Consider the following 24,011-nt stretch of genomic DNA (forward strand, 5'->3'; position numbering starts at 1 on the left):
CCGGGCCCGCACCGAAGGTCAGCCTGTCATGAGCGCCAGTCGAGCGGGACCTGTCTCGTGCGGTCCCAGGGACGCTCCCAGCCGGCGAAGTGCAGTAGCCGGTCGATCACTCCGGCGGTAAAACCCCAGACCAGAGCGGATTCGACGAGGAACGCGGGACCTTGGTGGCCGCTCGGGTGGAGCGTCGTCGCGCGGTTCGCGGGATCCGTGAGATCCGCCACGGGCACGGTGAAGACCCGCGCGGTCTCGCCGGGGTCGACGACCCCGACCGGGCTCGGGGTGCGCCACCAGCCGAGGACCGGGGTGACGACGAAGCCGCTGACCGGGATGTAGAGCTGGGGCAGCACGCCGAAGAGCTGGACGCCCGCGGGGTCGAGGCCGGTCTCCTCCTGGGCCTCGCGCAGGGCGGCGCGCAGCAGCCCGCCGTCGGCCGGGTCGCCGTCCTCGGGGTCGAGGGCGCCGCCGGGGAAGGAGGGCTGCCCGGCGTGCGAGCGCAGGCTGCCGGCCCGCTCCATGAGGAGCAGCTCGGGTCCGCGCTCGCCCTCGCCGAAGAGGACGAGGACGGCGGACTGGCGGCCGGCCCCGCTCTCGGGCGGCAGGAAGCGGCTCAGCTGCTCGGGCGCGACCGTGCGGGCGGCCCGGTCGACGGGGCCGAGCCATGCGGGCAGGCCGTGCCGGCTGAGCAGACCGCCCGTGCCGGGTCCGTGGATCTCTTCGTCAGTGCGCGTCATAGGCACCCCCGTGGTTCACAACGCGATCAGTGGACGGGTTCGTTCCCGGGCGGGCCGGGAGGGTGGGGCTCGGCGCGGGCGTGGTCGGGGTCAGTCGGTCGCGCCGAGGGGCGGGGCAGGGCGGCCGGGGTAGCCGGGGGGCGGATTGAGCCGCTGGCCCGGGAGGCCGCCCATCTCGTACTTGAGGAGCTTCTTCGCCTTCTCGGGGTCGGTCTCGCCCTCGCCGTACGAGGGGCAGAGGTGGGTGATCGGGCAGGCGCCGCAGGCGGGCTTGCGGGCGTGGCAGATCCGGCGGCCGTGGAAGATCACCCGGTGCGAGAGCATGGTCCACTCGCTCTTCGGGAAGATCTCGGCGATCTCCGCCTCGATCTTGACCGGGTCCTCCTGCTCGGTCCACTTCCAGCGCCTGACCAGCCGCATGAAGTGGGTGTCGACGGTGATGCCGGGGACCCCGAAGGCGTTGCCCAGGACGACGAAGGCGGTCTTGCGGCCGACGCCGGGGAGTTTGACGAGGTCGTCGAGGCGGCCGGGGACCTCCCCGCCGCAGTCGTCCCTGAGGGCGGCGGCGAGGCCCATGATCGACTTGGTCTTCGCGCGGAAGAAGCCGGTGGGGCGGATGAGCTCCTCGACCTCCTCGGGCACGGCGGCGGCCAGGTCCTCGGGCGTGGGGTACTTCGCGAAGAGGGCCGGGGTCGTCTGGTTCACCCGCAGGTCGGTGGTCTGCGCGGAGAGGACCGTGGCGACGAGCAGCTCGAAGGGGTTGCGGAAGTCGAGCTCCGGATGGGCGTACGGGAAGACCTCGGCCAGCTCCCGGTTGATCTTGCGGGCTCTGCGGACCATCGCGAGCCGCGACTCGGGCTTCGCCGCCTTCCGATTTGAGGCTTTCGCCTGTTTCGACACGCCGTGTTCGCCCACAGCGGAATTACCTTCGGCCGACACTCTTCCAGCCCCCTTGGCCTGCGCTCTCACCGGCGAGTTGGACACCCGACCAGCCTAGGGGCCACCGCCGACATCCGCCCCGGGCGTGGCCGATCAGGCCCCATTCGGGCCCCTGGCGTACGGACGGGTAGCTTCGTGGGTCAAACTTGTTGTGATTGATCGCACTGTTTTGTGCGTCCGGCATCATGGGACTCAGGTCCTTTGAGCAGGTCGACAGTAGGAGAGAACTCGTGGACGACGTTCTGCGGCGCGCCCCGCTCTTCGCGGCGCTCGATGACGAGCAGGCAGCCGAGCTGCGCGCCTCGATGAGTGAGGCGACGCTGGCCCGTGGCGACGCGCTCTTCCACGAGGGCGACCCCGGTGACCGCCTGTACGTGGTCACCGAGGGCAAGGTGAAGCTGCACCGCACCTCCCCCGACGGTCGCGAGAACATGCTGGCCGTCCTCGGCCCCGGCGAGCTGATCGGCGAGCTCTCGCTGTTCGACCCGGGCCCGCGCACCGCCACCGCGACCGCGCTCACCGAGGTCAAGCTGCTGGGCCTCGGCCACGGCGACCTCCAGCCCTGGCTGAACGCCCGCCCGGAGGTCGCCACCGCGCTGCTGCGCGCGGTCGCCCGCCGCCTCCGCAAGACCAACGACCAGATGTCCGACCTGGTCTTCTCCGACGTCCCGGGCCGTGTCGCCCGTGCGCTCCTCGACCTGTCGCGCCGCTTCGGCGTGCAGTCGGAGGAGGGCATCCACGTCGTCCACGACCTCACGCAGGAAGAGCTGGCCCAGCTGGTCGGCGCCTCCCGCGAGACGGTCAACAAGGCGCTCGCCGACTTCGCGCAGCGCGGCTGGCTGCGCCTTGAGGCCCGCGCCGTGATCCTGCTCGACGTGGAGCGCCTCGCGAAGCGCTCGCGCTAGCTCCAGGCATACGCGAGAAGGCCGCCCCGGTCCGAGGACCGGGGCGGCCTTCCGCGTGTCAGGGGACGGTCAGCGCTTGGAGCCGTCCACGATCACCGGGGCGGAGGAGCCGTTGCCGCAGGGCACGGCGTAGACCGCGTTCTTCGCGGCGGCCTCCTTGAACGCGTCGATGCACTGGTTCATCAGGACCTTGTCGGTCAGCGAGTCGTTCAGGATCTTGTTGGCGCGGGCGATGCCCTCCGCCTCGATCCGGCGGCGGTCGGACTCCGCCTTGGCCGTACGGGCGGCCTCGATGGCCCGCTCGGTGGCCTGCTGCTGCTGGATCTTGCGGTCGATCTGGCCCTGGAGGGCGTCCGAGGGCTTCACGTTCCGCAGGTTGACCGTGGTCACGACGATGCCGCGCGGAGCCAGGCGCTCCTTGATCAGGCCGCCGATCTCGGCGTTGATCTTCTCGCGGTCGGAGGCGTAACCCTGCTCGCTGGAGTAGCGGGCGAAGACGTTGCGGACGATCTCGCGGCTGTCCGGGTAGACGAGGCGCTGCTGGATGGCGTCCTCCGTGCCCGCGAGCTTGTACAGCTCGACGGCCTTGCTCGGGACGACGGCCCACTTCACCGTCACCTCGGCGTACATGACACCGCCCTGGGAGGAGCGGACCTCGACCACGTCCTTGTCGGAGAGGTTGAGGTCGACCGGGCGGGTCGAGAAGGTCGTGACGTTCGTGAACGGCGACTTCACGTGCATGCCCGAGGTCATGGGCGAGCCGACCTTGCCGAAGGCGACCGGCACGCCGACCTCGTACGCGCTGATCACGTACGTCATGCTCACTATCAGCGAGAAGACGCCGGCAAGGACCGCACCGAGGGCGCCGAACTTCAGCCCCTTGGAGTCGTTGGCTCGGCCGACGAAATAGAGCACCACTGCGGCGATGACCAGCAGGATGGCGATGACGAACACGGGCGTTCCCCCCGAAAGCTACGGCCAGAAGTAAGCGGAGCGTAAAACACAGGTCAAGAGGACCGACGAACCGGGGGCACTCCCGGTTCCGGATCGTGACAACGCGCCGCTCGAATCCGGCCGCGCTCCTCAGAACGTGCCGCGCTCCCGCAGGTACTCCAGCTGCGCCCGTACGGAGAGTTCGGCGGCGGGCCACAGGGAGCGGTCGACGTCGGCGTACACGTGGGCCACGACCTCGGGCGCCGTCCGCAGACCGCGCTCGACGGCCGTCTCGACCTGCGCGAGCCGGCTCGCCCGGTGCGCGAGATAGAACTCCACAGCACCCTGCGCGTCCTCGAGGACCGGGCCGTGGCCCGGCAGGACCGTGTGGACGCCGTCGTCGACGGTCAGCGAGCGCAGCCGCCGCAGCGAGTCCAGATAGTCGCCGAGCCGGCCGTCCGGATGCGCGACCATCGTCGTCCCGCGCCCCAGGATCGTGTCACCCGTCAGGACCGCCCGGTCGGCGGGCAGATGGAAGGAGAGCGAGTCCGAGGTGTGCCCCGGCGTCGGGACCACCCGCAGCTCAAGACCGCCGACGCTCACCACGTCCCCCGCGCCGAGCCCCTCGTCGCCGAGCCGCAGCGCCGGGTCGAGGGCCCGCACGGCCGTCCCGGTCAGCTCGGCGAACCGCCCGGCGCCCTCCGCGTGGTCCGGGTGCCCATGGGTCAGCAGGGTCAGCGCGATCCGCTTGCCGAGCTTCTCGGCGGTGTCCGTCACATGACGGAGGTGGCCCTCGTCCAGGGGCCCCGGGTCGACCACGACCGCGAACTCGGAGCCCGGCTCGGAGAGCAGCCAGGTGTTGGTGCCGTCCAGCGTCATCGCCGACGGGTTCGGCGCCAGGACGTTCACGGCACGGGCGGTCGCGGGCCCGGAGACCACGAGCCCGCGCGGCTGACCGGGCAGCGCGGCGGCGTCGCTCATCGCGCACCCCCGGTCGGGATGATCTTGGTGAACTCCTCGTGCCCCGGCCAGCTCAGCACCAGCGCCTCGCCCTCGAGACGGGCCTGCGCGAGGACCGGCGTCATGTCCTGGCCGCCCGCCGCCGCCAGCGCCCCGGCCGCCGTGCCGTACGGCTCCAGGGTGCGCAGGGTCGAGATCGTCGGCGGCATCATCGTCAGCTCGCCCCGGTCGTAGCCCGCCGCGGCCTCCGCCGGACGGATCCAGACCGTGCGGTCTGCTTCTCCCGAGACGTCCCGGGTCCGCTGCCCGGCCGGCAGCGCGGCCACGAAGAACCACGTGTCGTACCGGCGCTGCTCGAACTCCGGCGTGATCCAGCGGGCCCACGCGCCCAGCAGGTCCGAGCGCAGGACGAGCCCGCGCCGGTCCAGGAAGTCGGCGAAGGACAGCTCCCGGGCGACCAGCGCCTCCCGGTCCCGCTCCCAGTCCTCGCCGGTCGTGTCGCCGACCACCGTGTCCGCGGCCTCGCCGGCGAGCAGGACGCCCGCCTCCTCGAAGGTCTCGCGTACGGCGGCACAGACCACGGCCTGGGCCTGCGCGGGATCGTCGAGGCCGAGCCGCCCTGCCCACGCGTCGAGGGACGGGCCCGCCCAGCGGACCGGCTGCTCGTCGCGCGGGTCGACACCGCCGCCGGGGTAGGCGTACGCGCCTCCCGCGAAGGCCATCGAGGCGCGGCGGCGCAGCATGTGGACCTCGGGGCCGGTGGCGGCGTCCCGCAGGAGCAGGACGGTAGCGGCGCGCCGGGGCGTCACCGGGGTGAGCTCGCCCGCGGCGAGGGCCCGGATGCGGTCCGGCCACTCCGGCGGGTACCACTGACCGTTCGACTGTTTCGGCTGACCATTCGGCATGGCCGGATGCTATGCGCAAGCATCGGAATGCACGAGGGCCGAACGCACCGGAGCCGGTCCCCCGGAACGGGAAACCGGCTCCACGCGTGCGCGTACGGGTGTGGCGGGTGGATCAGGCCTCGACGAGCTCGACCTGGACCTCGACCTCGACCGGCGCGTCGAGCGGCAGCACGGCCACGCCGACGGCGCTGCGCGCGTGCACGCCCTTGTCGCCGAGGACGGCGCCGAGCAGCTCGCTGGCACCGTTGATGACACCGGGCTGGCCGGTGAAGTCCGCGGCGGAGGCGACGAAACCGACGACCTTCACGACGCGCTTGATGCGGTCGAGGTCACCGACGACCGACTTCACGGCCGCGAGGGCGTTGAGCGCGCAGGTGGCGGCGAGCTCCTTGGCCTCCTCGGCGGTGACCTCCTCGCCGACCTTGCCGGTCACCGACAGCTTGCCGGCCACCATCGGGAGCTGGCCCGAGGTGTAGACGTACACGCCCGACTGCACGGCCGGCTGGTACGCGGCCAGTGGCGGCACGACCTCCGGCAGGGTCAGGCCGAGCTCGGCGAGCTTCGCCTCCACGGCCCCGCTCACGACTTGGCCCGCTTCAGGTAGGCCACGAGCTGCTCGGGGTTGTTCGGCCCGGGCACGACCTGGACGAGCTCCCAGCCGTCCTCGCCCCAGGTGTCCAGAATCTGCTTCGTCGCGTGCACCAGAAGCGGCACCGTGACGTACTCCCACTTGGTCATGGGCCCGACTGTATCCGCTGCCGCCGGGCTCCCCTCCGAGGCGGCCCCCTCGGTCTCCGCCCGGCCACCCTTCTACGGCTTCCCCTCGGCTTCCCCGGAGAGGGCCCCTAGGGGGCTTCTCCGGGGCGGGCACCTGATTGGGCAAGGCCGTCAGTGGTTAGGCTCGACAGCGTGAGCAGGCTCCAGGTCGTCAGCGGCAAGGGCGGTACCGGTAAGACGACGGTTGCCGCCGCCCTCGCCCTCGCCCTCGCGACGGAGGGGAAGCGGACCCTCCTCGTCGAGGTCGAAGGCAGGCAGGGCATCGCACAGCTCTTCGAGACGGAGGCCCTTCCGTACGAGGAACGCAAGATCGCCGTCGCGCCGGGCGGCGGCGAGGTGTACGCGCTGGCGATCGACGCCGAGCGCGCGCTCCTCGACTACCTCCAGATGTTCTACAAGCTGGGCAGCGCGGGGCGGGCCCTGAAGAAACTCGGCGCGATCGACTTCGCGACGACGATAGCCCCGGGCGTCCGTGACGTCCTGCTGACCGGCAAGGCCTGCGAGGCGGTCCGGCGGCGCGAGAAGCACGGCGGCCACACCTACGACCACGTCGTCATGGACGCGCCGCCCACCGGCCGCATCACCCGCTTCCTCAACGTCAACGACGAGGTCGCGGGCCTGGCCAGGATCGGCCCGATACACAACCAGGCACAGGCCGTCATGCGGGTCCTCAAGTCCCCCGAGACCGCCGTCCATCTGGTGACCCTCCTGGAGGAGATGCCCGTCCAGGAGACCGCCGACGGCATCGCCGAGCTCCGCGCCGCCGAACTGCCGGTCGGCAGGGTCGTGGTGAACATGGTCCGCCCGCACGTCCTCGACGGCGCGGCGGTACGGGCCGCCTCCGGCGACCACCGTGACGCGATCGCGCGGACCCTGGCGTCGGCCGGCATCGCCGGCGGCACGCGGCTCGTCGAACCGCTCCTCGACGAGGCCGTCGAGCACGCCCGCCGGGTCGATCTCGAGCGGGAGCAGCGCGCGGTCCTGGACGGCATCGGCGTCCCCGCGTACGAACTCCCCTTCCTGGGGGACGGGGCGGACATCGCCGGTCTCTACCGGCTCGCGAAGGAACTGCGGAAGCAAGGGGTGGGCGCGTGACGGACCAGGCCGCGGCGAGCGACCACGACAGCACTCCCGGCCCGGAGGCCCAGGACCCGGCCGGCGGGCTCGACTCCGTCGCCGTCCTGGAGCTCGATCCGCTGATCGACGACCGCGGGACGCGGATCATCGTCTGCTGCGGCGCGGGCGGGGTCGGGAAGACCACGACGGCCGCGGCGCTGGGCGTGCGGGCGGCGGAGCGCGGGCGGCGGGTGGTCGTCCTCACCATCGACCCGGCCCGCCGGCTCGCCCAGTCCATGGGCATCGACTCCCTGGACAACACCCCGCGGAAGGTCGACGGGATCAAGGGCTCCGACGGCGGCGAACTGCACGCGATGATGCTCGACATGAAGCGGACCTTCGACGAGATCGTCGAGGCGCACGCGGACCCCGAGCGGGCGAAGGCGATCCTGGGGAACCCCTTCTACCAGTCCCTGTCGGCCGGGTTCGCCGGTACGCAGGAGTACATGGCGATGGAGAAGCTGGGCCAGCTCCGCGCGCGCGACGAGTGGGACCTGATCGTCGTCGACACCCCGCCGTCCCGGTCCGCGCTGGACTTCCTCGACGCGCCGAAGCGGCTCGGTTCCTTCCTCGACGGAAAGTTCATCAAGCTGCTCATGGCCCCGGCGAAGGTGGGCGGCCGGGCGGGGATGAAGTTCCTCAACGTCGGCATGTCGATGATGACGGGCACGCTGGGGAAGCTGCTCGGGGGTCAGTTCCTCAAGGACGTGCAGACGTTCGTGGCGGCGATGGACACGATGTTCGGCGGTTTCCGGACCCGCGCGGACGCCACGTACAAGCTGCTCCAGGCTCCGGGCACGGCCTTCCTCGTGGTCGCCACGCCGGAGCGGGACGCGCTGCGCGAGGCCGCGTACTTCGTGGAGCGGCTCGCCGCCGAGGAGATGCCGCTGGCGGGTCTCGTCCTCAACCGGGTCCACGGCAGCGGGGCCGCCCGCCTCTCGGCGGAGCGCGCGCGGGCCGCCGCGGAAAATCTTGACGAGGGGCGCATTGTCGATCAGGGGGGCGGGAAAGCTGAACTGCGTGGCTCCCCGGCCACCGAGCCCGAGCCGTCCGATCTCGCCACCGCCGCCGCAACCCCCGATTCCGAGGCTGCCCCCACAGCCGAACCGGCCGCACAGCAAGAGTTCGAAGCCGCAGACACGGACACAGGCACGCACACAGGCACAGACACGCGTACAGCCGCGCGCACAGACACGCGTACAGCCACAGACACAGACGCACACCCGGACGTGGACGTCCGGCAGCTCACCGCGGGACTTCTTCGCCTGCATGCCGAGCGCATGCGGGTGCTCACGCGCGAGCAGCGCACGCGCGACCGCTTCACCGCGCTCCACCCCGAGGTGGCGGTGGCCGAAGTGGCCGCCCTGCCCGGCGATGTGCACGACCTCGCCGGGCTGCGGGCCATCGGTGACCGCCTCACGGCCGGTCGAACGCCCTCGGCCTGAGCGGTGTCCCCCTACCGCGCACGGCCCGTCGCCGCGTGCGGGCGGGTGTCAGCCGACGGCCGCGTACTCCTCGTAGGTCGCGTCGTCGTCCATGGCGACGGGCAGGAGGCCCGCGCCGCGCTCGTACTCCGTGCGCGCGGTCTCCAGGAGCCGGCGCCACGAGGTGACGGTCGGCCTGCGGCGCAGCAGAGCACGGCGCTCGCGCTCCGTCATGCCGCCCCACACACCGAACTCCACCCGGTTGTCGAGAGCGTCGGCGAGGCACTCGGTCCGCACCGGGCATCCGGTGCACACCGCCTTGGCCCTGTTCTGCGCCGCTCCCTGCACGAATAGTTCATCCGGATCGGTAGTGCGGCAGGCCGCCTGCGCACTCCAGTCAGCTACCCAGCCCATACCGGCGCCGTCCTCTCCCGAATCGAGGCTCCCCCACGGCGACAGCGGCATATTCACCGCTGCCAGTTGGGACGTTACGGAAGGTGGGCACAGCGCAACACCCCCTTCGGGCCCAATCTTGGATGGCCCGAACGGACTATGCGTGCGCGTCAGATCACCCAGGGGAGTGATCGAAGGACATGCGTGTGATAGCGGACATACCACACGGATACGCCCTTCCTCGACGGGCCCACTCCGGGCACCGTGTGACGCATGAGCCTGAATCGGACACGAGCTTCCCGTGTTTCGGGGTCACGGGAATTCACGCCGAAGTCACGCACGGGTCTTGATGCGAGACCGCACTGCTGTGACAGTTGTGAGCAGCTTAGGCCAAGGCATATACGCGTGTCCGGCGAATGAGAACGTAGACACCTCACGTTGCTATGCCGTCAAGTTGGTCGGCCTTGAGGGCCAGGGCTCTCGAACAGTTCTGACCAGGCAGGGGAGAATCCCGGCATGGTGATGGCACGGCACTGGTACTCCTCCTCGCCAGTCGTGGACGGGCATCCGCTCCTGGATGAGCCGGGCTTCTGGCCTGCGTACTTGGCGGACCTGGCCGAGGGGTTCGCGCCGGAGGCCTTCGGGTCGGATGCGGGCGACGCGGATGCCGTGCTGGACACGCTCCACGACCCGTCGGCGTGGCCCATGTTCACGGTGCCACTGACCGGTGGCTTCGCGATCGTCGTGCACTTCAACAGCGGCGAGGAGTTCACGACGACGGACTACTTCCTCACGCATCCCGACTGGAGCCAGGATCTCGTCCTGGCCAGCAACGATCAGGACCGCACCGGCCCCGGGCTGTGCTGGCCCGAGCTCGCCGCTCTGCTGGAGGCACCACCGGGTGCAGCAGGCGTCACCGACCCTCATGCCCGTCTCCTTCTTCTTCTGCCGGTTCTCGGCGACGCAACGGTTCCGGAGGAGGCCGTGACCGCGGTGGTCGAGGCTCTGATCGCTCAGGGGGCGCCCGAGGCGAGCGAGGCGTTGGCCAGACACCTGCTTCAGGGCCACCCCATGTGGGGCGCCGAGGACTGGTGGTTCGACGATGACGAGCGAAGCTGGCTCTGCGAGGGCGAGCACAGCCCCCGCAAAGTCCCCCTCGGCGACCACTTGCCGCCCCGACAGCGAGCCGCCCTCGAAGCCTGCCTCACTCCTCGCTGACCGGCTCAAGCTGCGGTGACAACGGCCTCGGTGGAAGGGGCGCCGAAGGCGAGCGACTCGTCGAAGCGCTGTCCGTGCCGGAGGCAGTGGTAGAGCTGGCCGATCATGCGGTTGAAGAGGTTCCGTTGGGCGGCCGCGTGCCAGTCGCCTTGTTCGCGTCGGCGCCGGTAGTGGGCGTTGGCCCCGGTGGATGCCCTGAGTGAGGCGAAGGCCCAGAGGTAGCCAGCGTGGTTGAGCCGGTCGTTCTTCACCCAGCGTCTGGTGATGGCGGACTTCTTGCCGGAGGCGCGGGTGATGGGTGAGGAGCCGGCGTAGGCCTTCAGGCCGCGGGCGTCGGCGAAGCGGGTGCGGTCGTCGCCGATCTCGGCCAGGACCCGGGCGGCGAGCTGGATGCCGAGCCCGGGGAAGCTCAGCAGGATCTCGGCGTCCGGGTGCTGGGGGAAGGCGTCTTCCACCGCTTCGGCAAGCTGGTCGGCGGCGGTGCAGGCGGCATCCAGCTGGATGAGGAGAGCAAGCATCTGCTTGCCGAGCGCGTCCTCGACCAGCGCCGGCTGGTGGGCCCACTCGGCGCGGAAGACCTCGCGGAGGCGCTCGACCTCGGCTTCGATGCCGCGCTGGCGGCCGGCGCGCTTGAGCGCGGCCTGGATCTGGGTGCGGGTCAGCCGCGCGGCCCGGGCCGGGGTCGGGGCGGTCCTGAGGAGTTCGCGGGCCTCGGACCGGCACAGGCCGTTGGTCCAGGCGGCGAAGGCGGCCAGGGCGGCGGGGTAGTACTCGCGCAGCAGGGACCGGAGCTGGTTGGCGAGCTGCTGCCGGTTCCACAGAGAGTCCTGCTGGGCCCGGGCCAGGACGGCGATCGCACGGCCGAGGTCGGAGTCGTCTGGCATGGGCCGGTGGGCGTGCATGTCGGTGCGGAGGATGTTGGCCAGGACCAGGGCGTCGCCGGGGTCGGACTTCTTGCGGGAGACGGAGTGGCGGTCGCGGTAGCGGGCGGCGGCCATCGGGTTGATCGCGAAGACCTGCCGCGTGCCGGTCCGCAGCACGGCGACGAGCAGGCCCCGGGAGGTCTCGATCGCGACCGGAATCGGGTTCTCCTTGCTGTCGCCGTACTCGGCGAGCAGGTCCAGCAGGATCTTGTAGCCGTCCGCGTCGTCGGTGATGTGCCGCTTGGCCAGGAGCTGGCCGGTGTCGTCGACCAGGGCGACGTCGTGGGTTCGTTCCGCCCAGTCGATTCCGCAGTAGATCAAGATTCCCCTCCCCAGAGTTCGGTGTTTGCGCTGGTCACGAGCGCATGCGGGCCACGCAGCGACCTAATCCCAGGCCTCAACCGCAGCGCGGTCGGGCCGCCACCTCACTAGCCGTTCGTGGCACCAGCGCACCCCACGGGCCTCGGTCTATGCGGGAGCTCGGGCGGCTCGGGCGTATCGAGAGGTCACCGTCGGGCGGGCTCGCACCACCAACACCAACGAGGCATGAATGCTGGAGTGGTGGCGGCCAGGAGGGGGTCGGGCACTGCCGCTCTGCCACGAGGTCTCGATGACCAGGCGTCATACAGGCATGAACCCGGCCCCCACGTGACCGCCACCACTCGCACCAGACCGCGCACCGATCTACGTTGAGGCCTCCGTGCGGCCCGGCTGCACCTGGATGTCACGGTCTGGTACTCGAACGCTCCGAGAAGCACCCGCTCCTGCAGAACGCTCGTAAGTACGGATTAGGCTGCCCCCATGGCAAAGAAGCGCTCGGGCGGTGGTCTGACCGGGACCCAGCAGGCCGCCAAGTTCCTCGGTGTCAGTGTGCTCTCCGGAGCCGTGCTGGCGGGCATCGCCCTGCCCGCGGCCGGTGCGCTCGGATTGGCGGCTAAGGGCACGGTCGAGGGGTTCGACGAGATTCCCTCCAACCTGAAGACCCCGCCGCTGAGTCAGCGCACCACGATCCTGGACTCCGAGGGCGGGCTGATCGCCACGGTGTACTCCCGGGACCGCAAGGTCGTGCCGCTGGAGAAGATCTCCCCGTACATGCAGAAGGCGATCGTCGCGATCGAGGACGGCCGCTTCTACGAGCACGGGGCGATCGACCTCAAGGGCGTGCTGCGCGCGATCAACCGCAACGCGCAGTCGGGCGGTGTCGCGCAGGGCGCGTCGACGCTGACCCAGCAGTACGTGAAGAACGTCTTCGTCGAGGAGGCCGGTGACGACCCCGAGAAGGTCGCCCAGGCCACCCAGCAGACCATCGGCCGCAAGGTCCGCGAGCTGAAGTTCGCGATCCAGGTCGAGGAGGAGCTGGGCAAGAAGAAGATCCTGGAGAACTACCTCAACATCACGTTCTTCGGGCAGCAGGCGTACGGCATCGAGGCCGCGTCCCAGCGGTACTTCTCCAAGCCGGCCGCCAAGCTGAACCTGGGCGAGGCGGCGATGATGGCCGGCCTCGTGCAGTCGCCGAGCCGCTACGACCCGATCAACGACATCCAGGAAGCCACCAAGCGCCGCAACGTGGTCCTCCAGCGGATGGCCGACGTGAAGGACATCAGCCAGGCCGAGGCCGACAAGGCGAAGGCCGCCCCGCTGAAGCTGAAGGTCAAGACGCCGAAGAACGGCTGCATCACCGCCGTCGCCGGTTCGGGCTTCTTCTGCGACTACGTCCGCAAGACGATCCTCAACGACCCGACCTTCGGCAAGACGGCCGAGGAGCGCCAGAAGCTGTGGAACCTGGGTGGTCTCACCATCAGGACCACGCTCGACCCGCGCGCCCAGGCCGCCGCCAACGAGGCCGCCATCGCGAGGATCAACAAGGACGACCCGGTCGCCGCCTCGGTCGTCCAGGTCAAGCCCGGGACCGGCAAGGTCATCTCGATGGGCCAGTCCCGCCCGTACGGCCTGGACCAGAAGCAGCACCAGACCACGCTCAACCTCGCGGTCGGCAGCAAGATGGGCGGCACGACGTACGGCTTCCAGGTCGGCTCGACCTTCAAGCCGATCACCGCGGCCGCGGCCCTGGAGAAGGGCCTGAGCCCGGCGCAGGTCTTCGACACGCCGACGCAGATCAACATCCCGGAGACCGACTACACCCGCTGTGACGGCAAGCCCGCGGGTTACGGGAACTGGGAGGTGAACAACGAGATCGAGTCCGAGAAGGGCGCCTATGACATGACCAGCGCGCTCGGAAAGTCGATCAACACGTACTTCGCCAAGCTGGAGCAGATGGCCGGCCTGTGCGAGACGCTGACGATGGCCAAGCACGTCGGCTACGAGCGCGAGCTGGGCAAGCCGGTCAAGCAGAGCCCGTCCATCACGCTCGGCAGTATCGAGAGCACCCCGCTCGACATGGCGTCCGTGTACGCGACCTTCGCCAACCGCGGCATGTACTGCAGCCCGGTCGTCATCGAGTCGATCAAGGCGGCCAACGGCGACAAGCTGAACGTGCCCCAGTCGAAGTGCTCGCGCGCGATGTCGCAGCACACCGCCGACGTCATCAACCAGATGCTGAAGGGCGTCGTCGAGGACGGCACCGGCACCAAGGCCGGTCTGAGCGACCGCGACAACGCGGGCAAGACCGGTACCACCAACGACCGCAAGGACGCCTGGTTCGTGGGCTACACCCCGAACCTGTCCACCGCCGTCTGGGTCGGTGACGACGTCGGCGAGAAGAAGCCGATGTACGACATCACCATCGGCGGCGAGTACTACGAGAAGGTCTGTGGTGGCTGCCTCCCCGGCCCCATCTGGAAGATCGCGATGACGGGCGCGCTCGACGCCTCCGAGACCCCGGGCTTCAACACCGTCCCCGTGCCGCGGGCCGAGAAGCCCAAGGACCCGGAGAAGGAGGGCGACGAGGGCCCGAACAAGCCGCGGAAGCCGCGCGACGGCAAGCCGGGCGACACCGACCCGACCAACCCGTTCCCCGGCATCACCATCCCGCCGGAGATGGGCGGCGGCGGCAACGACGGCCGCCCCGGCCGCGGCAACCGCTGACGGCCCGACGCCTGGCACCTGACATACGAGAGGGCGCCCCCACCACGTGGGGGCGCCCTCTCGGCGTGTCGACGGCCGCGGTTCAGCCCGCGAGCAGCTTCTTCACGGAGGCGGCGACCCGGCCGCCGTCGGCCTGTCCGGCCACCTTCGGGTTCACGATCTTCATGACGGCGCCCATGGCGCGCGGCCCCTCGGCGCCCGCGGCCTTCGCCTCCTCGACGGCGGCCGCGACGATCGCGTCGAGCTCATCGTCGCCGAGCTGCTTCGGCAGGTACGCGTCGAGGAGGACGCCCTCGGCGGCCTCCCGCTCGGCGGACTCGGGGCGGCCGCCCTGGGCGAAGGCCTCCGCGGCCTCGCGGCGCTTCTTCGCCTCCTTCGCGATCACCTTCTGCACCTCGTCGTCGGAGAGTTCGCGCTTGGTCTTGCCCGCGACCTCCTCCTTCGTGATGGCGGTGATGGTGAGCCGCAGGGTCGAGGAACGCAGTTCGTCGCGGTCCCTGATCGCGGCGTTGAGGTCGGCCTGGAGCTTCTCCTTGAGCGTGGTCATGGGGTCAAGTGTCGCAGGTGCCCCACGCCGAACGCCCGCGCATTTCCGCCGCGCGGGTCTGCGACGATGGGGGGATGCGCGCACGGTACGGGATCCCCCTGAAGGTCACGGCAGCTCTGACGGCGACGGCGGCGGCCGGACTCGTCTACGCGGCGGGCTTCGAAGCCCGCTCTTTCCGGCTCCGCCGGATCACCGTCCCCGTCCTCCCGCCCGGCATGCGCGACCTGCGGGTCCTCCAGGTCTCCGACATCCACATGGTGTGCGGCCAGCGCAAGAAGCAGGCCTGGCTCCGCTCCCTCGCGGGGCTCCGCCCCGACTTCGTCGTCAACACCGGCGACAACCTCTCCGACCCGGACGCCGTACCGGAGGTCCTGGACGCGCTCGGCCCCCTGATGGAGTTCCCCGGCGTGTACGTCATGGGCTCCAACGACTACTACGGGCCGACGCCCCGCAACCCCGGGCGCTATCTGAAGGAGAAGGTCCAGGGCCGGCACGGGCTCAACGGCAACCCGCCCGTCGTCGGCGCCCGCCACAACCCGTGGGAGCCGATGCGCGACGGCTTCGACGCGGCCGGCTGGGTCGACCTCACCAACACCCGCGGCCGGCTGAAGCTCCCCGAGGCCGACCTCGCGTTCACCGGGCTCGACGACCCGCACATCAAGCGCGACCGCTACGAGCGGGTGGCCGGCGGCCCCGACACCTCGGCCGACTTCACGGTGGGCGTGGTCCACGCCCCGTACCTGCGCTCGCTCGACGCCTTCACCGCCGACGGCTACGAGCTGATCCTCGCCGGCCACACCCACGGCGGGCAGCTGTGCATCCCCTTCTACGGGGCGCTCGTCACCAACTGCGACCTCGACACGGACCGGGTGAAGGGGCTCTCCACCCACACGGTCGCCGACCGGACCTCGTACCTGCACGTCTCGGCCGGCTGCGGCACCAACCGGTACACCCCGGTCCGCTTCGCCTGCCCGCCCGAGGCCACCCTGCTCACCCTGACGGCGCGCGGCTGAGCGCTTACGGTGGGGGGCATGCTCACGCCCCACTCCGCGGCCGTGCCGGCCTCCGCCGTCATACCCCCCGCCCCGCGCAGGCCGTACGCGGCCGCCTTCCGGGGCCTGATCGCCCTGTCCGCGGCGACGGGCCTGGTCATCGAGTGCGTCCACGGGAACGTGCTCGTCGTCCTCAGCTTCTTCACCATCTGGACGAACATCCTGGTCGCCCTCGCCCTCGGCTGGGGCGCCGTCCGCGCCTGGACCCGCCGCCCTCCGCTGCCCGCGCTGTGGACCGGCGGGGTCCTGCTCTGCATCTCGGTGGTCGGCCTCGTCTTCCACCTGGTCCTCGACAACCCGGCGAGCCAGTTCAACCAGGCCGCCGAGATCGCGAAGCTCAGCGGCGCGCGAGCCGTCGCCAACCAGCTCCTCCACACCGTGACCCCGCTCGGCACGGCCCTCGACTTCCTCCTGCTCACCGCGCCCGGCGCCCTGCGCTGGCGGTACGCGGCCCAGTGGCTCGCGATCCCCGGCCTCTATCTCGCCTTCGCCCTGGTCCGCGGCGCGCTCCTCTCCCCCGGCGCCCCGGCCCGCTACACCTACCCCTTCGTCGACGTCACCCTCCACGGCTACGCGGGTGTCCTCGTCAACGCCGTCGTCCTCGGCGCGGCCTTCTACCTCCTCGGCCTCGCCATCGTCGGCCTCGACCGCATCCGACCCGCCCCGCCGTCCCCCGAATACCGGATTTCGTCTGAGCGCGCGCGTGGGCTAAAGTAATCGATGTCGCCGCGACGTGAAGAACAAAGCAGCGACATCGGGGTGTAGCGCAGCTTGGCAGCGCGCTTCGTTCGGGACGAAGAGGTCGTGGGTTCAAATCCCGCCACCCCGACAGCCGTAACACCAGCTGAGGCCGGTACTGATTCCAGTACCGGCCTCAGCTGTTTGCATATCCGGCCACCGCCGTTCGCGCACCGGCCCGCCGGGGGCTTCCGGTGGGGAAGCCGCCGGGGGGCGGGGCGCCCTAGATGATCGGGGGGCGGCCGAGGCGGGTCATGTGGCGGACGGTGGACCAGCGGATGGGGCGGCGGGGGCCGCAGGGGCGGCGGACGCCTTCGGCGAAGCCGGCGAACCAGGCGGCGAGGCCGGGGGCGGAGCGGGTGCGGGCGAGGGTGAGGAGGGTCCAGACGCCGAGGTAGACGGGGACGAGGAGGGCCGGGAGGTTCCGCTTGGCCAGCCAGACGCGGTTGCGGGCGGTCATCCGGTAGTAGACGGCGTGCCGGGCCGGGCTGGTCTTGGGGTGCTGGAGCAGGAGCTCGGGGGCGTACACGACCTTCCAGCCGGCGTCGAGGGCGCGCCAGGCGAGGTCGGTCTCCTCGTGGGTGAAGAAGAAGTCCTCCGGCCAGCCGCCGATCCCGTCGAGCATCCGCATCGAGAGGCCGTGGCCGCCGCCGAGGAAGGTGGTCACCTCGCCGCCGCGCATCGGGTCCTTCGCTCCGAGGCGGGGGACGTGCCGGCGCTGGGTCTCGCCGGTCTCGTCGGCGATGCGGAACGAGACCACGCCGAGGGCGGGGTCCGCCGCGTACAGGTCGCCGAGGCGGCGCAGGACGTCCGCGTCGACGAGGAGGCCGTCGTCGTCGAGGTCGACCACCACGTCCACGTCGCCGAAGCCGCGCAGGGCCTCGATGGCGACGTTCCGGCCGCCCGACACCCCCCGGTTCTCGGGCAGTTCGACGCCCGTCACTCCCTCGGGGAGCTCCGGGAGCGAGCCGACGCCGTTGCCGACGACGACGATCCGGGCGGGCGGCTCGTCCTGCCGCGCCACGGCGTCGAGCAGGGCCCGCAGCTCGGCGGGGCGCGTGCCCATCGTCAGTACCGCCACACCCGTACGCGGTCGCGCCACGACCCACTCCGTCCCACGCCTGATCACTCCGGTGAACACTCCGGGCCGCGATGCTAGCCGCCGGACGCCATCTCCCGTTCACCCGGTGTGAAGCCGGCGGCGGGCGGGCGGTCACGGCCGGTGGCCGGTACGGAGGGGAGCGCGGCGAGCATCGCGGTCGGACGGCTCTACGCTGGTTCCCTTCCGTCAGGTTGATCGATCGTCGAAAGGGTGGTCTCCAGGTGCTGGTCGCGGACCGATATCGGCTTCACGTGTGTATCGGCCGGGGCGGCATGGGCGAGGTGTGGCAGGCCACCGACGAGGTGCTCGGCCGGGCCGTGGCCGTGAAGCTGATGCTGGCGCAGGGGACCGATCCGTCGGCGGCCGACCGCTTCCGCCTGGAGGCGCAGACCGCCGCGCGGCTGAGCCACCCGCACGTGGTGGGCGTCTTCGACTTCGGCACCTGGGACGGAAAGCTGTTCCTGGTCATGGAGTTGGTCGAGGGCGACAGCCTCGCGGGCAGCCCGTCCGATCCGCTGCTGCTGCCCGCCGAGCGGGTCGCCGTGGTCGCCGCGCACGCCGCCGCCGGGCTCGCGGCCGCGCACCGGCAGGGCGTGGTGCACCGGGACATCAAGCCGGGGAACCTGCTCGTCGACGGCGAGGGGACCGTGAAACTGGCCGACTTCGGCATCGCGCGGTTCGTCGACGACCCGTCGGCGGCGCTCACGACGACGGGTCAGATCGTGGGCACCGGGCTGTACCTGGCGCCCGAGCGGGCCCTCGGCCAGCCGGCCTCGCCCGCCTCCGACGTGTACTCGCTCGGCTGCGTGCTCTACCAACTCCTGACCGGCCGACCGCCGTTCCGCGCGGACACCGCGACGGCGCTGCTGTACCAGCACATCGACACCCCGCCGGTGCCGCCGACCCGGCTCGGCGTCGCGCTCACGCCCGACTTCGAGTCCTACCTCCTGAGCCTGCTCGCCAAGCAGCCCGAGCAGCGGCCTCCGGCCCAGGCGATCGCCGACTGGTTCTCCTCGGGCGCCTGGCGCGGCTACGCGCGCCCCGCCGCCCCGGTCCCGGCCGGGCCGCCCCACACCGCGCCCCACGCCCCGCACCACACCTCCGGCCACGGCCACGGCCACGGCCCCGGTCCCGGTCCCGCCGCGAGGCCCGCGCCGGCGCAGGTACCGGGCCAGGCTCCGCTGCGGGGCCAGGCTCCGGCACCGGGCCAGGCTCCGATGCCGGGAGCCGTGCCGCTGCCCGGAGCGGCGCCCATGCCGGGGGCCGCGCCCATGCCGGGGGCCGGGCCGGTGCGCGGTGCCGGGCCCCGTACCGCGTCCCGTGCCGTACCGCGCTCCGCCACCGGTCCCGTTTCCGCCGCGCGGGGGCGCGAGCGGCCGGCCGGTGGCAGGTCAGGGGGCGGCGCGACCGGGGGGCTCGCCGAGCTGTCGCGGCGGCGGCCCCGTAAGACGGCGGCCGTGGCCGGGGCCATCGCCTTCGTCGTGTTCCTGATCATCGGGATGGCCTGGCTCTCCTGAGCCCCCGGCATGCCTCAGTACAGCCTCGGGGCCATCACCTGGCCCTCCCCGTCGGCGGTGGCGAGCAGCAGGCAGCGCGGGACGCCGGGGCCGGGGGTGGCCCGTACGGTGACGGTGGTCGGGGGGTCGGTGGGGATCTCGACGGGGACGGCGACGGGGCGGTCGTCCTTGGTCGTGGCGTAGCCGGTCTCCTTGCCGTCGACGAGGACCTCGACGACGGGGGTGTGCCCGGTCTGGACGGTCGCGGAGACCGAGTGCCCGAGGTAGTCGATGTGGAAGTGGTGGCGTGCCCTCATGGGCCACCTCCGTACCGCCGGAGTGGGACGCGTATCTCCAGAGTAGGTACGGTCCGGCGCTCCCGCCGCTCCGAAGTGCGGTCGTAGTACCCCGGTGTTCAGATGGTCCGGTACGCCAGAAATGCGGCATATGCGGAACGGAGCCCCCGGTACATGAGCCACTCCCTGCCCTCCTTCGAGGACACGACCGACTTCGACAACGCCGACCGCGGCTTCCTGGGCGCCCTCGTCCCGGGCCTGGTGAAGGCCGGGGACGGCCGCGTCGTCTGGGACAACGACGCCTACGACTTCCTGAAGGCGGAGTGCCCGGACACCGCGCACCCCAGCCTGTGGCGGCAGGGCCGGCTCTGCGCCCGCCAGGGCCTGTACGAGGTGACCGGGGGCATCTACCAGGTCCGCGGCCTGGACATCTCCAACATGACGATCGTCGAGGGCGAGCGCGGGGTCGTGGTCATCGACCCGCTGATCTCGGTGGAGACGGCGGCCGCGGCCCTCTCGCTGTACCGGGAGCACCGCGGTGAGCGGCCGGTCACCGGCGTGATCTACACGCACTCGCACGGCGACCACTTCGGCGGCGTCCGCGGTGTCCTTCCGCACGGTACGGAGGAGGGCGTGCCGATCATCGCCCCCGCCGGCTTCCTGGAACACGCGGTCAGCGAGAACGTGTACGCGGGGAACGCGATGACCCGCCGGGCGAGCTACATGTACGGCGTCGGCCTCCCGAAGGCCCCGGACGGCCAGATCGGCGTCGGTCTGGGCCAGGGCACCTCGACGGGCACCATCAGCCTGATCCCGCCGACCGTGGACGTCACGGAGACCGGGCAGGAGGAGACCGTCGACGGCGTGCGGATCGTCTTCCAGCTCACGCCGGGCACCGAGGCGCCGGCCGAGATGAACTTCCTCTTCCCCGACCACCGCGCCCTGTGCCTGGCGGAGAACGCCACGCACAACATGCACAACGTGCTCACCCTGCGCGGCGCGGTCGTCCGCGACTCCCGGATCTGGGCCCAGTACCTGGACGAGGCGATCGAGTACTTCCACGGGCGGTACGACGTCGGCTTCGCCTCCCACCACTGGCCCACCTGGGGCCACGACGACGTGGTGGCGTTCCTCGCCGAGCAGCGCGACCTCTACGCCTACATGCACGACCAGACGCTCCGGCTGCTCAACGCGGGCCACACGGGCCCCGAGATCGCCGAGCTGATCGAGCTGCCGCCGGCCCTGGAGAAGGCCTGGCACGGCCGCGGCTACTACGGCTCGCTCAGCCACAACACCAAGGCGATCTACCAGCGCTACCTCGGCTGGTACGACGGCAACCCGGCCCATCTGTGGGAGCAGCCGCCGACGGAACTGGCCAAGCGGTACGTGGAGGTGGCGGGCGGGCCCGCCGACGCCCTCGCCAAGGCCCGCGGGTACGCCGAGGACGGCGACCTGCGGTTCGCCGCGACCCTCCTCAACCACGTGGTCTTCGCCGACCCGGGGAACGAGGAGGCGAAGGAGGTCCTCGCCGGGGTGTACCAGCGGCTCGGGTACGGCGCCGAGAACGCGACCTGGCGCAACTTCTACCTGCGCGGCGCCCAGGAGCTCCGGGAGGGCATCGTGGGCGACATGGTCGACATGACCAACCCGGAGATGGCGATGGCCCTGACCGTCCCGATGCTGATCGACTCGGTCGCCATCGCGATCGACGGGCCGCGCGCCTGGGACGACGACCTGACGATCGACCTGGTCCTGACGGACGGGCCCACGGGCGCGGGCGAGCGACGGCGTCTCACCCTGCACAACGGGGCCCTCACCCAGCGGGCGGTCGCCGCGCCCCGGACGCCCGCCGGGCTCACCCTCACCCTGGGGAAGGCGCAGCTGCTCGGGCTGCTCGCCGGGAAGAGCCCCCAGGAGCTCGGGGTCGGCGTGGAGGGCGATCCGGAGCTGCTGGCCCGCCTCCTGTCGTACGTGACGAAGGCCGATCCGCTCTTCCCGGTCGTGACCCCGTGAGCACCGGCCGCGCTCAGCGCGTGAACCAGGCCAGGACGCACAGCAGGATCAGCGTCAGGCAGATCCCGAGGTTGACCACCTTGTACTGGAGGAAGACCGCGACGAACTCGCGGATGGTCGCCGACGGCCAGAAGTAGGCGGCGGTCGGCGAGCCCACGACCTGGCCGTCGACGCCGGCTCTCCGGGCCGTCAGGGCGGCCCGGAAGGCGTGGAAGTTGTTGGTGACGATGACGCAGGAGGAGCCCGGCCGGTCGCGCTCCATCAGCTCCTTGCTGAGGAGCATGTTCTCCTCGGTCGTGCGCGAGCGGTCCTCGCGCACGACCGCGCCGGCCGGGAAGCCGCGCTCGACGAGGTAGTCGGCCATCGCGTGGGACTCGGGCAGCTCCTCGTCGGGGCCCTGACCGCCGGAGGTGATGAGGACGGGCGCGTCTCCCCCGCGCGCGGCCAGCTTCTCGTACACCTCGCGTCCCCGGTCAAGGCGGCTGGCGAGCAGCGGCGGCACGCGGCGGCCGCCGATCAGCCCGGAGCCGAGGACCACGACGTAGTCGGCGTCGCGGCGGATCCGCATCCGGCCGTACAGATAGGCGTAGCCGACGAAGCAGACGAAGAGGAACGAGACGTAGGCGAGCACGAGCAGGGTCGTGCCGACGAGGAAGCCGAGCAGCGGCGAGCGGAGGACGACCGCCGCGATCGCGAGGCCCATCACCGCGAACATGCCGAGTCCGGCGAGGAGCGCGAGCAGGTTCGCGGGGCGTCTGCCCTCCTTGCGGACCATCTTCACGCCGTTCGCGCAGAGCAGCCCGGCGAGCACGACCGGGCCGAGGCCGAGCACGAGCAGCACCAGGATCATCAGGGTCTCGGCGACACCGGGACGGGTCTCCTCGATGCCCGCGAGCAGCCCGAGGCCGAGGAAGGTGACGGCGAGACCGAGGTACACGGCGTTGCCGAAGCGGCGCCGGTCGCGCAGCACACCGACCCCGAAGAGCAGCAGGAACACGGCGGCCACGGCGAAGGCGAACATTCCGACATCGTAGACAGCGCCACCGACAACGGCCCTCGAATCGGGGCGGCTCCGGGGTCTTCTAGCTCTCGCCCGCCAGGGAGAACAGGCCGCGCCTCGCGCCCTCTTCGTACGCGCTCCTCAGCTCCGGGTCGTCGACCAGGGCCCGGAGCACCGCCTCCCCGCGCGCGCGTGTCACCACGCAGTACTCGGCCGGACGGTACGAGGAGTCGAAGACCGAGCTCCGCAACAGGTCGACCGCGCCGAGCAGATGGGCCGCCGTGTCGTGCTGGCCGTCCAGCGCCCGCATCTGGGCGAGGAGTTCGGCCGCGCAGGCCGCGCCCACGGCGGAACCGAGCCGCAGGTGCTCGCGCAGGGCCCGCCGGGCGTGCTCGGCGGCCCGCCGCCGGTCCCCGTCCCAGGCCGCGAGTTCGGCCCGTACGTGGAAGGCCCAGGCGTCGGCGGACAGGTCGCGGCCCACCCAGGCCCGCCGGCTCTCCCGGTCGAGGTCGGCCTGGTCGAGCGCCTCCTGCGCGGCCTCCGGGTCGGAGCGGCACAGGGAGAGCGCGAGGCCGACCCAGCAGGCCGGCCGGCTCGGCCCGAACTCCGGGTGCTCCTCCATCAGGGCGAGCGCCTCACGGAACTCGGCCGCGGCGGCGGTCGAGCGGCCCTGGTAGAGGGCGGTCGAGCCGCGCAGATGGGCGAGCAGCGACAGACAGCGGTCGTCCCCGTCCCGTACAGCCGCCGCCCACGCCTGCGCGAGGAGCGGGTCGGCGTCCTCCGGGCGGCCCGCCTCCAGTTCGAGGAAGGCCGCGAGCCACAGGGCGCGGGCGGGCGGCGGGCCGGAGTGCAGGCTGAGGGCGTGCCGCAGCCGGGTGCGGCCCTCGGCGACCCGCCCGCAGGCCACCCACAGGAACCACAGGGAGACGGCGATCTCGACGGAGGTGCCGGCCTCGGCGCTCGGCGAAAGCGGCGCGGTCGTCGGGTCCATGGCGGCGGCCAGGTCGGGGAGTTCACGCAGGGCGAGGTCCCTGGCGTCGATCTGCCGGCCCCGCTGCCACCAGTCGGCGGCCTGCCGGGCCACCTTCACGCACCACCTGCGGTGGTGGAGGACGACCGCCCAGCGGTCGCCGCGGGCGGTGAGCCTGCGGGCGCCGACGGCCCGCATCGGGTGCGGCATCCAGTAGCGGGGCAGGCCGTCCTCGCCGTCGAAGAGGTCGTCGACGGGGAGCAGCGCGAGGGGCGCGAGCCGGTCGAGGACCGCCTGGATCTCGCCGGCGGGCAGCACGCCGGAGGCGCAGACCTCCCGGACGGCGTCCCTGCCGAAGGCGCCTTCGAAGACGGAGAGCCTTTCCCACAGGAGCTGTTCGGCCGGACCGCAGCTCGCGTAGCCGCGTTCGGCCGCGGCCAGCTGGTCAAGGCCGACCGGTTCGCCCCACAAGATTTCGCTTTCCGCCGATTCTCCTGTCCACATGGCCCAGCCCCCGTGTTCCTTCTC

Annotated in this window: 23 protein-coding genes and 1 tRNA gene; 10 read left to right on the forward strand and 14 right to left on the reverse strand. The window is 71.6% G+C overall.

Annotated elements, in window-relative coordinates:
* Positions 1-26: 26 nt before the first annotated feature.
* Together ACZ7G1_RS25750 and nth are read right to left on the reverse strand one after the other, a co-directional pair.
* The gene (locus ACZ7G1_RS25750; RefSeq protein WP_470876139.1) at positions 27-731 is read right to left on the reverse strand and encodes an NUDIX hydrolase; all 705 of its coding nucleotides are present in this window, start codon (positions 729-731) and stop codon (positions 27-29) included.
* Between the two features lie 90 nt (positions 732-821).
* Complete coding sequence (gene nth / locus ACZ7G1_RS25755; RefSeq protein ID WP_470876141.1) at positions 822-1,646, reverse strand: endonuclease III; 825 nt, start codon at positions 1,644-1,646, stop codon at positions 822-824.
* Between the two features lie 254 nt (positions 1,647-1,900).
* On the opposite strand from nth, the gene ACZ7G1_RS25760 reads away from it, so the two are divergent.
* The gene (locus tag ACZ7G1_RS25760; RefSeq protein ID WP_015034542.1) at positions 1,901-2,575 is read left to right on the forward strand and encodes a Crp/Fnr family transcriptional regulator; all 675 of its coding nucleotides are present in this window, start codon (positions 1,901-1,903) and stop codon (positions 2,573-2,575) included.
* Positions 2,576-2,644: 69 nt separating this feature from the next.
* On the opposite strand, the gene ACZ7G1_RS25765 is transcribed toward ACZ7G1_RS25760, so the two are convergent.
* The 5 genes from ACZ7G1_RS25765 to ACZ7G1_RS25785 all read right to left on the reverse strand — a co-directional run bounded on the left by ACZ7G1_RS25765 (position 2,645) and on the right by ACZ7G1_RS25785 (position 6,111).
* A complete protein-coding gene (locus ACZ7G1_RS25765; protein WP_470876143.1) occupies positions 2,645-3,529 on the reverse strand; it encodes a prohibitin family protein in 885 nt (294 codons plus the stop codon).
* A 129-nt stretch (positions 3,530-3,658) separates the two neighbouring features.
* Complete coding sequence (locus ACZ7G1_RS25770) at positions 3,659-4,489, reverse strand: MBL fold metallo-hydrolase (protein ID WP_470876145.1); 831 nt, start codon at positions 4,487-4,489, stop codon at positions 3,659-3,661.
* Positions 4,486-5,373 carry an NUDIX hydrolase gene (locus tag ACZ7G1_RS25775; RefSeq protein ID WP_470876146.1) on the reverse strand — a complete coding sequence of 296 codons (888 nt, stop codon included), beginning with the start codon at positions 5,371-5,373 and terminating at the stop codon, positions 4,486-4,488. Before ACZ7G1_RS25775 ends, ACZ7G1_RS25770 begins: the two co-directional genes overlap by 4 nt.
* Positions 5,374-5,485: 112 nt before the next feature.
* Positions 5,486-5,956 (reverse strand): RidA family protein, encoded by a 471-nt coding sequence (locus ACZ7G1_RS25780; protein ID WP_470876148.1) that lies wholly within the window; start codon positions 5,954-5,956, stop codon positions 5,486-5,488.
* Entirely contained in the window at positions 5,953-6,111 is a 159-nt protein-coding gene (locus ACZ7G1_RS25785; protein ID WP_015034547.1) for a DUF4177 domain-containing protein, read from the reverse strand. The genes ACZ7G1_RS25780 and ACZ7G1_RS25785 overlap by 4 nt, the downstream gene beginning before the upstream one ends.
* A 171-nt stretch (positions 6,112-6,282) precedes the next feature.
* On the opposite strand from ACZ7G1_RS25785, the gene bagA reads away from it, so the two are divergent.
* Both bagA and bagB read left to right on the forward strand, forming a co-directional pair.
* Entirely contained in the window at positions 6,283-7,245 is a 963-nt protein-coding gene (bagA, locus tag ACZ7G1_RS25790) for an ATPase BagA (protein ID WP_470876150.1), read from the forward strand.
* Between the two features lie 86 nt (positions 7,246-7,331).
* Positions 7,332-8,711, forward strand: a complete 1,380-nt coding sequence (gene bagB / locus ACZ7G1_RS25795) for an ATPase BagB (RefSeq protein WP_470876319.1) — start codon at positions 7,332-7,334, stop codon at positions 8,709-8,711.
* A 48-nt stretch (positions 8,712-8,759) separates the two neighbouring features.
* Here the strand turns inward: bagB and ACZ7G1_RS25800 are convergent, their stop codons facing one another.
* Positions 8,760-9,104 carry a WhiB family transcriptional regulator gene (locus ACZ7G1_RS25800; RefSeq protein ID WP_062754170.1) on the reverse strand — a complete coding sequence of 115 codons (345 nt, stop codon included), beginning with the start codon at positions 9,102-9,104 and terminating at the stop codon, positions 8,760-8,762.
* A 495-nt stretch (positions 9,105-9,599) separates the two neighbouring features.
* Between ACZ7G1_RS25800 and ACZ7G1_RS25805 the strand changes: the two genes are divergently transcribed.
* The gene (locus ACZ7G1_RS25805; protein ID WP_470876152.1) at positions 9,600-10,301 is read left to right on the forward strand and encodes a hypothetical protein; all 702 of its coding nucleotides are present in this window, start codon (positions 9,600-9,602) and stop codon (positions 10,299-10,301) included.
* A 5-nt stretch (positions 10,302-10,306) separates the two neighbouring features.
* Here ACZ7G1_RS25805 and ACZ7G1_RS25810 read toward each other — a convergent pair whose 3' ends face one another.
* Positions 10,307-11,545 carry an IS110 family RNA-guided transposase gene (locus ACZ7G1_RS25810; protein ID WP_470876154.1) on the reverse strand — a complete coding sequence of 413 codons (1,239 nt, stop codon included), beginning with the start codon at positions 11,543-11,545 and terminating at the stop codon, positions 10,307-10,309.
* A gap of 480 nt (positions 11,546-12,025) precedes the next feature.
* Between ACZ7G1_RS25810 and ACZ7G1_RS25815 the strand changes: the two genes are divergently transcribed.
* Entirely contained in the window at positions 12,026-14,269 is a 2,244-nt protein-coding gene (locus ACZ7G1_RS25815; RefSeq protein WP_470876156.1) for a transglycosylase domain-containing protein, read from the forward strand.
* Between the two features lie 82 nt (positions 14,270-14,351).
* On the opposite strand, the gene ACZ7G1_RS25820 is transcribed toward ACZ7G1_RS25815, so the two are convergent.
* Positions 14,352-14,816 (reverse strand): GatB/YqeY domain-containing protein, encoded by a 465-nt coding sequence (locus ACZ7G1_RS25820; protein ID WP_470876157.1) that lies wholly within the window; start codon positions 14,814-14,816, stop codon positions 14,352-14,354.
* Positions 14,817-14,890: 74 nt separating this feature from the next.
* On the opposite strand from ACZ7G1_RS25820, the gene ACZ7G1_RS25825 reads away from it, so the two are divergent.
* From ACZ7G1_RS25825 to ACZ7G1_RS25835, 3 genes are all read left to right on the forward strand, one after another.
* Entirely contained in the window at positions 14,891-15,829 is a 939-nt protein-coding gene (locus ACZ7G1_RS25825; RefSeq protein ID WP_470876159.1) for a metallophosphoesterase, read from the forward strand.
* A gap of 18 nt (positions 15,830-15,847) precedes the next feature.
* Positions 15,848-16,585, forward strand: coding sequence for a Pr6Pr family membrane protein (locus ACZ7G1_RS25830; RefSeq protein ID WP_470876161.1), 738 nt, complete (start codon positions 15,848-15,850; stop codon positions 16,583-16,585).
* A 38-nt stretch (positions 16,586-16,623) separates the two neighbouring features.
* Positions 16,624-16,697, forward strand: a tRNA-Pro gene (locus ACZ7G1_RS25835).
* A 132-nt stretch (positions 16,698-16,829) separates the two neighbouring features.
* On the opposite strand, the gene ACZ7G1_RS25840 is transcribed toward ACZ7G1_RS25835, so the two are convergent.
* Entirely contained in the window at positions 16,830-17,708 is an 879-nt protein-coding gene (locus tag ACZ7G1_RS25840) for a glycosyltransferase family 2 protein (protein WP_470876163.1), read from the reverse strand.
* Positions 17,709-17,980: 272 nt separating this feature from the next.
* Here ACZ7G1_RS25840 and ACZ7G1_RS25845 point away from each other — a divergent pair, with 272 nt between their 5' ends.
* On the forward strand, positions 17,981-19,225 hold the full coding sequence (locus tag ACZ7G1_RS25845) for a serine/threonine-protein kinase (protein ID WP_470876321.1): 1,245 nt from the start codon (positions 17,981-17,983) through the stop codon (positions 19,223-19,225).
* Positions 19,226-19,239: 14 nt separating this feature from the next.
* Here the strand turns inward: ACZ7G1_RS25845 and ACZ7G1_RS25850 are convergent, their stop codons facing one another.
* Positions 19,240-19,521, reverse strand: coding sequence for a hypothetical protein (locus tag ACZ7G1_RS25850; protein ID WP_470876164.1), 282 nt, complete (start codon positions 19,519-19,521; stop codon positions 19,240-19,242).
* A 153-nt stretch (positions 19,522-19,674) separates the two neighbouring features.
* On the opposite strand from ACZ7G1_RS25850, the gene ACZ7G1_RS25855 reads away from it, so the two are divergent.
* Positions 19,675-21,513 (forward strand): alkyl/aryl-sulfatase, encoded by a 1,839-nt coding sequence (locus ACZ7G1_RS25855; protein ID WP_470876166.1) that lies wholly within the window; start codon positions 19,675-19,677, stop codon positions 21,511-21,513.
* A 13-nt stretch (positions 21,514-21,526) separates the two neighbouring features.
* Here the strand turns inward: ACZ7G1_RS25855 and ACZ7G1_RS25860 are convergent, their stop codons facing one another.
* Complete coding sequence (locus tag ACZ7G1_RS25860; protein ID WP_470876168.1) at positions 21,527-22,534, reverse strand: YdcF family protein; 1,008 nt, start codon at positions 22,532-22,534, stop codon at positions 21,527-21,529.
* A gap of 61 nt (positions 22,535-22,595) precedes the next feature.
* The gene (locus ACZ7G1_RS25865; protein ID WP_470876170.1) at positions 22,596-23,954 is read right to left on the reverse strand and encodes a tetratricopeptide repeat protein; all 1,359 of its coding nucleotides are present in this window, start codon (positions 23,952-23,954) and stop codon (positions 22,596-22,598) included.
* Positions 23,955-24,011 lie beyond the last annotated feature (57 nt).

The sequence above is a fragment of the Streptomyces sp. NPDC037273 genome (assembly GCF_055603625.1).